This is a genomic window from Hoeflea sp. (genome assembly GCF_984452065.1).
Map to the genome: position 1 here is coordinate 1 of NZ_CFHWAF010000142.1, position 11,502 is coordinate 11,502.

Genomic DNA, 11,502 nt, shown 5'->3' on the forward strand with positions numbered 1-11,502 from the left:
CGCCGGATCGCGGCTCCTCGTTCATGAGGGCATCCATGACCGTTTCATTGCCCGGCTCAAGGAGCGCATGGATACGTTGCGTGTCGGCCATCCGCTGGACAAGGCGATCGACATGGGCGCCATCATCGAAAAGAGCCAGCTGGAGCGCATCCGCACACTGGTCGGCAAGGGTGTCGAAGAGGGGGCCGAGGCCTATACGCCGGATATCGGAACACCGGAGGAAGGCTTCTTCTATCCTCCGACCCTTCTGACCGGCGTGGAGCCCGCCTCGACCGTTGCCACGGAAGAGATTTTCGGGCCGGTCATGGTGGCGATGTCGTTCCGCACGCCCGATGAGGCGGTCGCGCTTGCCAACAATACCCGCTACGGGCTTGCCGCGAGCGTCTGGAGCGAGAATATCAGTCTTGCGCTCGACATTGCGCCGCAGCTCAAGGCCGGCGTGGTCTGGGTAAACGCGACCAACCTGTTCGATGCCGCCGTCGGTTTCGGCGGTTACCGGGAATCCGGTTATGGCCGCGAAGGCGGTCTTGAGGGCGCCTATGAATATCTGAAGCCGAAGGCCTGGGCTGCGCGCAAACCGCGCAAGCCGGCACCGCCCGTGCCCGTCGTCGAGGCGACCGACAGTTTCGAACCGATGTCCGTCGACCGGACGGCCAAGCTCTATATCGGCGGCAAGCAGGTGCGTCCGGACGGCAATTATTCGCTCACCGTCATCTCTGCGAAGGGCAAGGTGATCGGCGAGATCGGAGAGGGCAACCGCAAGGACATCCGCAATGCGGTCGCGGCGGCCCGCAAGGCCGCCGGCTGGGCAACGGCCTCGACCCATCTGCGGGCTCAAATCCTTTATTATCTGGGTGAGAATCTCGCGGCCCGGACCGACGAGTTCGCCCACCGGCTTTCGGCGATGACAGGCGTGCGCAAGCCGGACGCGCAAAAAGAGGTGGAGACGGCGATCGACCGGTTCTTCACCTATGCGGCCTGGGCCGACAAGTTCGACGGCGCGGTGCACAGCCCGCCTCTGCGCGGCGTGGCGCTCGCCATGAACGAGCCGATCGGCGTTGCCGGCGTGATCTGTCCGGACGAGGCACCGCTCCTGAGCTTTGTCAGCCTTGTGGCACCGTTGATGGCGATGGGCAATCGTGTCGTCGCCGTCCCGAGCGAGCGCTACGGTCTCATCGCCGCCGATTTCTACCAGGTCATGGAAACCTCGGACCTGCCCGGCGGTGTGCTCAACATCGTGACCGGCTACACCAGGGAACTGGCAAAAACGCTCTGTGACCACGACGACGTCGACAGCGTGTGGGCGTTTGGCGACAGGGAGGTTTCCGAAATGGCCGAGGCCCGGTCGGTTGGAAACATGAAGCGCACCTTCGTCGACAACGGACTTGCCACCGACTGGTACGATCCGAAGGTCGCGGAAGGCCGCCATTTCCTGCGCCAGTCCGTTCAGGTCAAGAACATCTGGATTCCCTATGGCGAATAGGGCTGCATGGACGGCCGACGCCGGCGGTCTGCAAACGGTTGAGCGGGCGACGCTTCAGGAGCAGATCTACCGCCAGCTCCGCAACGGGATCATGTCCGGCTTCTTTCAGCCCGGACAGGCGCTCAGCACCCGCTCTGTGGCTGAGGCCGTCGGGGTCTCGGTCATGCCGGTGCGCGATGCGCTGCGGCGGCTCGAGGTCGAAAATGCGCTTGTCGTCGGTCACAACCGGGCACTGGAGGTGCCAAGGCTCGACCTTGAAACCCTGAAGGAGATCAGCGCCACCCGCATTGCGCTCGAAGGGCTTGCCGTGGAACGGGCGGTGCAGGCGGTGAATGCGTCCGATCTGGAAACGCTGCGGGGCCGGTGTGCCGTGATGAGCCGAAGCATTGCCGCCGGCGACGTAGACGGATATCTGCGCGCCAACTGGTCATTTCATGCCCACATCTACAGGCTCGCCTCCGACGGTATCCTGCTTTCGTTCATCGAGAGCCTGTGGCTGCGCATGGGGCCGTATTTTCGCATCACCGCCGGCGACCGCGCGCATCTGGACAACGCAATGCAGACCCATCATGAGATCGTCGACGCGCTCGAAGCCGCCGATGCCGCCGCCGCCCGCGCCGGCATCGTTGCTGACATCGAGGCCGCGACGCACGATCTTGCCCGCTGGCTGAGCCGGCAAGACGAACACCAGGCCACGGCATAAAACCCATGATAACAGCATCGATGAACGGCGGCCGGCAATGGGCAGGCATTCTGCGGACGGCGTGTCTGGTCGGGTTTGGTTTGACGATGCTGGCGCTTGCCGGGTGCATGTCGATCGGAAAGCCGGCGGCCGATGTGTCGGACGTCGCCGTCGACCGCGGGGCCGCCTTGTCCAAAATCAACGCCTATCGGGCGGCAAACGGATTGCCCCGTCTGTCGCTCGACACAAGGCTCGACGCCCTGTCACAGGAGATGGCGCGTCTCATCGCGCGCAAAGACAGCATGAACACGCGTCTTCACAGTGCCCGCGGCCTTTCCGGGCGGCTCGACCGGGGCGGATATCCAAGCTATGCGGGCGCGGAAAATCTCGGTGCCGGCTACCGGACGTTCGACGAAGCCCTTGCCGGCTGGAAGGGGTCCGCCGACCATGACAAGAACCTGCTTAACAGACACGTCACGCGGATGGGTATTGCCCGGGCGCAAAGGCCCGACGGGCGGTACAGGAATTTCTGGGTGTTGATCCTCGCCCGGCCGAGCGAAGACGGGCGGCCGGTTCCTTGAACCGTCAGCGCCCGCGTCGCGATGCCGGCAAGAAACGAAGTGACTTGTGCGGAATGATGCGGTAACGGTGCATCCGAATTGCGGTTCACCGCCGGTTGCGCCGGTTTGCGGCGCCGGCTGCGGATCGTCCGCACCTGCCTTTGTAAACGGGGATCTGATATCCATGAGCAAGGATACTATCCGGGTTCTGCGCGTGGTCGTGGTTCTCGCAATTCTTTTCTATTTTCTGCCGATCCTGGCACTGATCTTCATTGTCTGCGGACTGATCGACATCGGTCGTCACCGCAAGGTCACGAAGGACATTGCGCGGCTCTATTTCACCGGAAACGGTATTCCGACCTGGCTGCTTTCGCCGGTCAATCTGTTTTTCGACCTGATCTCGTTTCGAAACAAATATGTCTACAAGCTCGAGGATTTTCCCGCCGAGGAGCGTCAGGAGATCGAAGGCATTCTAAAGGTCTTCGACGACAAGCGCGACGAGATTATCGGCGGTGTTAAGGAGAAGATGAACGGCAAGAAGCGCGGCATGCTGTTCTACAAATGGTACGACCGCGACACCGATGAGTCCGTGCCCGAATTCAATCACCCGTTCACCTATGTGAAGACCATCGGCATCTCAGCCTTCAGCGAGAAGGAAACGACCAGTCGGCATTTCGGACCGCTGCGGCTGACCGTCCGCGTTCTCTACAATCTGTCCGCCTTCAAGAGCGACAACGTCTTCATCGAGGTGGACGGCAAGACCCATTACTGGCACGACGATCCGCTGTTTATTTTCGACGACACGCTGGAGCACCGTTCGGTCAACAACGAGGACAGGGAACGGTACTGCGTCTTTATCGACGTGCTGCGTCCGTCCAGTTTCACCGGCCTGCAAAATGCCATCATGGGCCTGCTGCAGGCGATATTCGTCAACTTCAACAATATCTTCTACAAGAACTGGTCGATGCTGAAATAGGTGCCGTCCGGGCGGGCAGGAGCCCGGTCGCCAACGCTTTTGTCAATTCACGGCGTCATCGTCGCACGGCCAGCTTGACGGCCGTTCCAGGCCCGCCGGCATGACGGTGCCGGAATCGCCGCAGGCAAGCTCGATCTGTTGCTGGGTCAGGCCGCTCGTATTGCTCAGATCCTGGCCGTCGAAACGGGTCAGGAAGAGATAGGCCGAGCTGAAATTGATCCCGCTGCCGAGTTCGGCGCCGCGGAAATCGGCACGGGCGAGGATGGCGTAGTCGAAATTGACGTCCTTGAGGCTGGCCGCGTCGAAATTCGCCCGGCCGAGTTCCGCCTTGGAAAAGTTGACATTGTTGAGCGTCGAACCGGCAAAGTCGGCCCTCTGCATTTCCGCTTTCTCAAAGCTCGAATTGCTCAGATCGGTCCTGTGAAACTGTGTCCTGAAACCCAGGGCACGATCGAGGTTGGCGCCGACAAGGGTTGCATTGTCCAGATGGGATTTGAGCAGATTGGCCTTGGTGAGATCGGCACCGTTCAGGTTGGTGTCCCGCAGGTCCGTCGAGGTGAAATCGGTCCCCTTGAGGCTCGCTTCCTCAAGGTTTGCCCCCTTCAGGATCAGATTGCGCTTCCGGCAATCGTCCCAGTTGACGCCCTTTCTCGGGCTGTCCGAACAGCCGGCGGCGGCGGGTGTCGAATAGACGGTGAAGACGGCCACGACCGTTGCGGCGAAAATTGAGGAACTGATGGCGGCACGGGCAATAGGCATGTGAATCGCTCCTGAGGGGCATGTCGCACACTATAAATAGGTTGGTGGCAGCATAATGAAAATAGTTTATGCGGCCCGCCGCCGCTTTGGCGGCAGGCCCGTTTGTCACAGCACGAGTATCCGGGAGTTCGTCGGAACCCGGTTGTAAAGGTCAATGGCGTCCTGGTTCATCATGCGCACGCATCCGCTGGAGACCGCCTTGCCGATCGTCCAGTATTCCGGCGAGCCGTGGATGCGGTAGAGCGTGTCGACATTGCCTTCGAAGATGTAAAGCGCCCGGGCGCCCAGCGGGTTATCGAGCCCCGGGGGCATGCCGCCATTTGCGGCGCTCCACCTCTCGAGTTCCGGTTCGCGCTTGATCATCGCCGCCGGCGGCGTCCATTTCGGCCAGACCTGCTTCCAGGCGATCCGGGCACGCCCGGCCCATTCGAAACCGGCCCGTCCGAGGCCGACGCCGTAGCGCATCGCCTGCCGGTTCTCCCGCACCAGATAGAGGTAGAACTGGCTGGTATCGACCACGACGGTGCCGGGCGGCTCAGGTCCGAAATAGTCGACCTGGCGACGGTAGAACCTTGGCGGCACGCGGCGCAGGTCGACAGCCGGAATGGGAAAGCGCTCATCCGGCAGCGGTCCGTACATCAGCGCATAGCTGCGGCTGATCGGCTCGATGTCCTGCGTTTCCTTTTCCGTGACGGCCGTGGTCGTGCATCCGGCGAGCGCGAGGCCGCAAAGGCTCGCGGAACCGGTCAGGAAGCGTCTGCGCGTCGGGTGTGAGGCGTTGCCCATGATCAATCGCCCTCCCGGTTGGAGAGGAACCGGCAGTGTTCCGCCATGGCGATCAGGGACGCAAAGCGCAGCTTCAGCGTCAATTGTGCGGCGTCTCTCGCACGGTTCGCCGCCGCGGGTTTTCGTTTCCGTTTCATTTTTTCGTCTCGTTCGGCCCGACAGGCGCGGGCCAGATCCTTTCAGGAGAATGTCGCCGGCTCCGCACCGGCGGATGCCGCATGGATGTGCCACCGGGTACGGGCGGCAAGGCCTTGCCGTTTTCTCCGGTTTGCTTTCCATGTCCGGCCCGAGGCCCGGACATGCGGGCGCGTCAGGCGATTGGGGGGCGATGCAGCGGTTCGCTCAGAAGGGCAATGGATATCCGCACGTGACCCTGCGCATGGTCCTGCCGGTTCTCAGGCGTCCTCAGAGCAAAGGCCGCGGGCAGCATGGAGAAATCCACCAGGCACGACGCCGCGGCCGGCTTTGCCTTGAATTCATCCGTGCAGCAGTCGCGAGGCGCGGGGATGATCTCCAAGCTCGACGCGGCAGCAACCAGCGTCTCCGCCGTCGCTGCCAGGCGAACCGGACCGTCCGGCGGCGCGGGCGACGTGGCGGCGGCCGTGACGGTGAAAAGCAGCAGAATCAATGTGCACAACCACTTCATCATCGCGGCTTGATACCGCATTGCATGCCGGTTTTCCACTGACGCCGCATCACGCCGTCGTGATCTGCGTGATCGCTCGCCGGCGCCTGCTCCCGCGCTATGCATGGAAGCCCCGGCCGGTTGGATGAACCGGCAGGCCTGTGCTATTTCTTGTCGCACCCGGCCGCATGCCGGTTCAAGGAGGATAGTCGAGGATCCGTGCCCGCCTGGTTGACCCATCTTGAACCGCTTGTCCAGAAATATGGATTGATTGGCCTGTTCTTCGACGTCCTGCTCGAGGCGCTTGGCATGCCATTGCCCGGCGAGACGCTGATCATCGTCGCCTCCGGCCTCGCCGCGCTCGGTCAACTGAGTATTGTCGGCGTTGCGGCCACGGCCTTCTGCGCAGCCGTGATAGGCGACAATATCGGCTATTTGCTGGGCAGGACGCTGGGGCGACGGCTGGTCGTCAGACATGGAAGCCGTTTCGGCATCACCCGGGAACGGCTGGCCGCGGCCGAGGACATCATCCAGAAGCGCGGCCCGATCATCGTTGCCTTTGCGCGGTTCTTCGTTCTTCTAAGGCAATTGAACGGCATTGCCGCCGGCACCGCCGGAATGCACTGGCTGCGCTTTCTGATCGCAAACATGATCGGCGCAGCGCTCTGGGTCGGCCTGTGGACGACGCTCGCCTACCGTTTCGGCAGGGACGCCACCTTTCTGCCGGTCATCTGGCACCACCTGTCGCTGGTCGCCATGGTGGTCGTGCCCGTCTTTTTGGCAGGGTCGGTCATAAGCGCGCTGATCGTGTGGATGAAGGCCCGCTGAGGCGGATCCTCATTTCCTCAGCGTTGTTTCTGCGGGCATCGGCTTCGGTTTGCGATCGCGAACGCGGTTGCCTCATTCTGTCGTCAGGCCTGCTTCCGACAGGCTGTCGAGGCGCGGCATCAGCCGCAGCAGGTCCTGCGTGTAGGCGTTTTTCGGGTCGGAAAACAGCTCATTCGTTTCCTGCAGCTCGACAAGCCTGCCGTTTTTCATCACCGCCACCCGGTCGCACATCTGGCGCACCACCGGCAGGTCGTGGCTGATGAAAAGCATCGTCACGTTCAGATATTGCTGCAGGTCTTTCAGGATGTTGAGGATCTGCGCCTGTATCGACACGTCCAGCGCCGATGTCGGTTCGTCGCAGATCAGCAGTGTAGGCTGCGTGGCAAGAGCGCGGGCGATGCTGATGCGCTGGCGCTGACCGCCGGAAAACTCGTGCGGATATTTGGCGCCCGCCTGCGCGCCGAGGCCGACCCGGTCGAGCAGTTCGTCGACCCTTGCCTTGACCGCCTTGCCGCTCAGGAGATCGAGGTGGCGAATGGGTTCGGCGATGATGTCCGAGACGCGCATGCGCGGATTGAGCGACGAATAGGGGTCCTGGAAGATCATCTGGATCTTGCGCCGATAGGCGTTCAGCACCTTCTGGTTGCTGTGATCGCTGACCGTCTCACCGTCAAAGACGACACTGCCGCCATCGACCTCATAGAGGCCGGCGATCATGCGCGCGATCGTCGACTTGCCCGATCCGGATTCGCCCACCAGCCCGAAGACCTCTCCCGGCCAGACCTCGAAGCTCACATCGTCGACCGCCGTCAGCAGGCTGTTCCGTCCGGAAAAAAGACCGCCCTTCTTGCCGAAGATCTTGGTCAGGTTCCGGACCTGAAGCAGGGGCCGGGAGTGATCGACCTCCGGCTTCGGCCAGTTGCGCCCGAGATCCTCGATATCGAAACGGTTTTCGCGGCCGCCATAGCTGACCTGCGGGAACCGTTTCAGTTTGATGTTGGGTCTGGGAACCACCGCGATCAGCCCCTTGGTGTAGGGATGTTGCGGATTGCCCATGATTTCGTCCGTCGGGCCGCTTTCGACGACCTTGCCGCCATACATGACGGTCACCCGGTCGGTTGTGTCGGCAATCACGCCCATATCGTGGGTGATCAGGATGATGCCCACCTGCCGTTCTCTCGCCAGTTCCTTGATCAGGTCGAGAATCTGCGCCTGGACCGCAACGTCGAGCGCGGTCGTCGGCTCATCGGCGATGATGACTTCGGGCTCGGAGCACAGCGCCAGTGCGATCACCACGCGCTGGCGCATGCCGCCGGAAAACTGGTGCGGATATTGATCGAGCCGCGTCGCCGGATCGGGGATGCCGACCCGGTCGATCAGTTCGAAGGCCCGCTGGTTGGCTTCCTCCCGGCTGACCTTGAGATGGGTCATGATGGTCTCGACCAGCTGCTTGCGTATGGTGATCAGCGGATTGAGCGAGGTCAGCGGATCCTGGAAGATCATGGAGATCTTCCTGCCTCTCAATCCGCGCATCTGCTGCGCGTCGAGGCCGCTGATAAGTTTTTCGTGCAGGCCGATCTGCCCGCCCGATATCCGGCCGGGCGGGTCCAGAAGACCGAGGACGGCGGCGCCGATGGTCGATTTGCCCGCGCCGCTCTCGCCGACCAGGCCATGGATTTCACCGGCTTCCACGGTCAGGTTTGCATGATCGACGGCCGTCAGCGTCGAGCGCCGCGACGGATATTCGACACTGAGTTCCTTGATTGTCAGAAGGGTCATTCGGGCACCGGTTTCGTGGCATGCGGGGTTTTGGCGACACTAGCGCACAACCACACGAAACGACAACACAATATCCCGCGTGCTCCCTCTATTCGTCCATTGCTGGCAATGGAGTGCAGGCTGCGGACAAACTGGAATCTGGTGGAGCCAAGGGGAGTCGAACCCCTGACCTCTTGCATGCCATGCAAGCGCTCTCCCAACTGAGCTATGGCCCCGAACCGGTGCGGCTATCTAAAGCCGCCCGGCGTGGATATCAAGGTCTAAATGACGGGCGGCGTGCAAATAATGTCAGCCCGCGGAAAATCAGGTCTCTTCGTCGTCATCGGAGACGGTGATGATGTCCGAGACATCATTATCCTCGTCATCGTCCGTCTCGAGGAAGGTATCGTCATTGTCGTCGCCGATATCGACGTCGTCATTGTCGTCGCCGATATCGACGTCGTCATCGTCGTCGCCGTCCATATCGGGAATGGTTTCGCCGGTGTCGGATGCCTCGTCGTCGGCTTCCTCGAGCGAGACGATTTCGACCTCCGCGCCTTCCGTCTCCTTCTCGTCGCTCTCAACGACCTCCTCCTTCTCGGCCGCAGGCTCCGGTTCGCCGCCTTCGAAGAAGGTCAGGGGATAGCTCTGACCCGTATAGGGAGAGACGATCGGATCGCGGTTGAGGTCGTAGAATTTGCGCCCCGTTTCAGGACAGACGCGCTTTGTTCCCAGTTCAGGCTTTGGCACTTGTGGGCCCCTTGGTCTTGCTGTCGCCGTATCGGCTGTTCATCTGGCTGTACTCCGCAGCCGGCAGACTGACGTGCCGGACCCCTTACCCATCTTGGTCGCGTCTGTCAAAGCCTATGTGAGCAAAAAGCGCGGGCGCCTCGCACTTGCCGGTCCTTGAGAGGATGACGCTCCATTTTTCCTATGCTAGACGGGACGCGAAGTGCGGACCGGGCGCGCCTCGGCGGCCGGTTCGCGGGCATCATTTGGGATCGGGATAATCATGGCACACGGCGCTGTCCTCAATCCGGCGGTTGCGCGCAAATCCGAAAATCTGACGGGCACCATCCGCATACCGGGCGACAAGTCCATTTCGCACCGTTCCTTCATGCTGGGCGGTCTTGCCAGCGGTCAGACCCGGATCACCGGGCTCCTCGAGGGAGAAGACGTGCTGGCGACGGGCCGCGCCATGCAGGCCATGGGCGCGCATGTCAGGCAGGACGGCGATACATGGGTCATCGACGGTGTCGGCAACGGCCTCCTCCTGGAGCCTGAAGCGCCGCTCGATTTCGGCAATGCCGGCACGGGCGTGCGCCTGACGATGGGACTGGTCGGCACATACGGTTTTGAGGCGACCTTCACGGGGGATGCTTCCCTGTCCTCGCGGCCGATGGGCCGGGTGCTCGATCCGTTGCGGCTGATGGGCGTGCAGGTGACCGCCGCCGAAGGTGACAGGCTTCCGGTGACGCTGCGCGGGCCGGACCTGGCCGTCCCGATCACCTACCGGGTGCCGATGGCCTCGGCGCAGGTCAAATCGGCCGTGCTGCTGGCAGGTTTGAACACGCCCGGAACGACCACGGTCATCGAACCGGTCATGACCCGCGATCATACGGAAAAGATGCTGACCGGTTTCGGCGCCGACCTCAGCGTCGCGACCGACCCCGACGGCGTGCGCACCATTGTCCTGCAGGGCCAGGGCAAGCTCCGCGGCCAGGAGATCGAAGTGCCGGGCGATCCGTCATCGACCGCCTTCCCGCTTGTCGCCGCCCTCATTGTGCCGGGCTCTAAAGTGACCATAGAAAATGTCCTGATGAACCCGACACGGACGGGCCTGGTGACGACACTTCTGGAAATGGGCGCCGATATCGCCATCGAAAATCGCCGGCTGGCGGGTGGCGAGGATGTTGCCGATCTTGTCGTCAGCGCCTCGGAACTGCGCGGCGTCAGCGTGCCGCCCGGGCGCGCGCCGTCGATGATTGACGAATATCCGGCGCTTGCCGTTGCTGCCGCATTCGCCGAAGGCGAGACCGTCATGCAAGGCCTGGAGGAATTGCGGGTCAAGGAATCGGACCGGCTGTCGGCGGTCGCCGAAGGGCTGAGGATCAATGGTGTTGACTGCGACGAAGGCAAGGCCTCATTGCGGGTGCGCGGCGTGCCCGGCGGCAAGGGGCTTGGCGGCGTTTCGCGGGCGGCAATCGTCGAAACCCATCTCGACCACCGCATCGCCATGTCGTTCCTGATCATGGGGCTGGCGGCGCAAAGGCCGGTGCGCGTCGACGACAGCGCCATCATCGCCACAAGCTTCCCGGAATTCATGGACATGATGGCGGGACTTGGCGCCGACATCTCGTCCGAGCGGAAAGCCGCCTGATCATGGGGTTTACCGTTGCGATCGACGGCCCGGCCGCGTCCGGCAAAGGCACGCTCGCCCGCCATATCGCCGCCCGTTACGGCTTTCACCACCTTGATACGGGGCTGACCTACCGGGCCGTCGCCAAGGCGCTGCTCGACATGGGACTGCCGCTCGACGGAGAAGACCGGGCGGCCGAAGTCGCGGCCGGCCTCGATTTCACCGGGCTTGATCGCGCGGTTCTCTCGGCGCACGGGATCGGCGAGGCCGCCTCGAAGGTTGCCGTCATGCCGAAGGTGCGCACCGCGCTCGTCGAGGCGCAGCGGCGCTTTGCCGGCCGTGAGCCGGGCGCGGTCCTGGACGGGCGTGACATCGGAACGGTCGTGTGCCCGCGGGCGCCGGTCAAGCTGTTCGTGACCGCCACGCCGCAGGTGCGCGCGCAGCGCCGCTTTGCCGAAATCAAAAGTGGCGGCGGTGACGCGTCCTATGACGATGTCCTTGCGGATCTGAAGCGCCGCGACGCCCGCGACGCCGAGCGTGCCGACTCGCCGATGCGCCCGGCGGAAGATGCCCACTTGCTTGATACGAGCGAAATGGATATAGAAGCGGCGTTCCGCGCTGCCGAACGGCTTATTGATGCTGCGCGCGGCCAGGGAACGTGAAGACTGATCCGACGCTTTTGATGC

Annotated in this window: 13 protein-coding genes and 1 tRNA gene; 7 read left to right on the forward strand and 7 right to left on the reverse strand. The window is 62.7% G+C overall.

The window, feature by feature from the left end:
• The 4 genes from AC5E6N_RS20215 to AC5E6N_RS20230 form a co-directional block, all read left to right on the forward strand.
• On the forward strand, positions 1-1,483 hold a 1,483-nt coding region (locus AC5E6N_RS20215), incomplete at its 5' end, for an aldehyde dehydrogenase family protein (protein WP_491749501.1).
• Complete coding sequence (locus AC5E6N_RS20220) at positions 1,473-2,186, forward strand: GntR family transcriptional regulator (RefSeq protein ID WP_491749502.1); 714 nt, start codon at positions 1,473-1,475, stop codon at positions 2,184-2,186. The genes AC5E6N_RS20215 and AC5E6N_RS20220, both read left to right, overlap by 11 nt.
• Positions 2,187-2,191: 5 nt before the next feature.
• The gene (locus tag AC5E6N_RS20225) at positions 2,192-2,746 is read left to right on the forward strand and encodes a CAP domain-containing protein (RefSeq protein WP_491749503.1); all 555 of its coding nucleotides are present in this window, start codon (positions 2,192-2,194) and stop codon (positions 2,744-2,746) included.
• Between the two features lie 163 nt (positions 2,747-2,909).
• A complete protein-coding gene (locus AC5E6N_RS20230) occupies positions 2,910-3,701 on the forward strand; it encodes an aspartyl/asparaginyl beta-hydroxylase domain-containing protein (protein WP_491749504.1) in 792 nt (263 codons plus the stop codon).
• Between the two features lie 42 nt (positions 3,702-3,743).
• On the opposite strand, the gene AC5E6N_RS20235 is transcribed toward AC5E6N_RS20230, so the two are convergent.
• From AC5E6N_RS20235 to AC5E6N_RS20250, 4 genes are all read right to left on the reverse strand, one after another.
• A complete protein-coding gene (locus tag AC5E6N_RS20235; RefSeq protein WP_491749505.1) occupies positions 3,744-4,460 on the reverse strand; it encodes a pentapeptide repeat-containing protein in 717 nt (238 codons plus the stop codon).
• 105 nt (positions 4,461-4,565) lie between these two features.
• Positions 4,566-5,246 (reverse strand): L,D-transpeptidase, encoded by a 681-nt coding sequence (locus tag AC5E6N_RS20240; protein WP_491749506.1) that lies wholly within the window; start codon positions 5,244-5,246, stop codon positions 4,566-4,568.
• 2 nt (positions 5,247-5,248) lie between these two features.
• Positions 5,249-5,383: a hypothetical protein gene (locus AC5E6N_RS20245; RefSeq protein ID WP_491749507.1), complete on the reverse strand. Its 135-nt coding sequence runs from the start codon at positions 5,381-5,383 to the stop codon at positions 5,249-5,251.
• Between the two features lie 173 nt (positions 5,384-5,556).
• The gene (locus AC5E6N_RS20250; RefSeq protein WP_491749508.1) at positions 5,557-5,913 is read right to left on the reverse strand and encodes a hypothetical protein; all 357 of its coding nucleotides are present in this window, start codon (positions 5,911-5,913) and stop codon (positions 5,557-5,559) included.
• Between the two features lie 177 nt (positions 5,914-6,090).
• Here AC5E6N_RS20250 and AC5E6N_RS20255 point away from each other — a divergent pair, with 177 nt between their 5' ends.
• Positions 6,091-6,699, forward strand: coding sequence for a DedA family protein (locus AC5E6N_RS20255; protein ID WP_491749509.1), 609 nt, complete (start codon positions 6,091-6,093; stop codon positions 6,697-6,699).
• A gap of 72 nt (positions 6,700-6,771) precedes the next feature.
• Here AC5E6N_RS20255 and AC5E6N_RS20260 read toward each other — a convergent pair whose 3' ends face one another.
• The 3 genes from AC5E6N_RS20260 to AC5E6N_RS20270 all read right to left on the reverse strand — a co-directional run bounded on the left by AC5E6N_RS20260 (position 6,772) and on the right by AC5E6N_RS20270 (position 9,207).
• Positions 6,772-8,478 carry an ABC transporter ATP-binding protein gene (locus AC5E6N_RS20260; RefSeq protein ID WP_491749510.1) on the reverse strand — a complete coding sequence of 569 codons (1,707 nt, stop codon included), beginning with the start codon at positions 8,476-8,478 and terminating at the stop codon, positions 6,772-6,774.
• Between the two features lie 139 nt (positions 8,479-8,617).
• Positions 8,618-8,693, reverse strand: a tRNA-Ala gene (locus AC5E6N_RS20265).
• Between the two features lie 88 nt (positions 8,694-8,781).
• Positions 8,782-9,207, reverse strand: coding sequence for a TIGR02300 family protein (locus tag AC5E6N_RS20270; RefSeq protein ID WP_491749511.1), 426 nt, complete (start codon positions 9,205-9,207; stop codon positions 8,782-8,784).
• A 262-nt stretch (positions 9,208-9,469) separates the two neighbouring features.
• Here AC5E6N_RS20270 and aroA point away from each other — a divergent pair, with 262 nt between their 5' ends.
• Entirely contained in the window at positions 9,470-10,837 is a 1,368-nt protein-coding gene (gene aroA, locus AC5E6N_RS20275) for a 3-phosphoshikimate 1-carboxyvinyltransferase (RefSeq protein WP_491749512.1), read from the forward strand.
• Between the two features lie 2 nt (positions 10,838-10,839).
• The gene (gene cmk / locus AC5E6N_RS20280; protein ID WP_491749513.1) at positions 10,840-11,478 is read left to right on the forward strand and encodes a (d)CMP kinase; all 639 of its coding nucleotides are present in this window, start codon (positions 10,840-10,842) and stop codon (positions 11,476-11,478) included.
• Positions 11,479-11,502 lie beyond the last annotated feature (24 nt).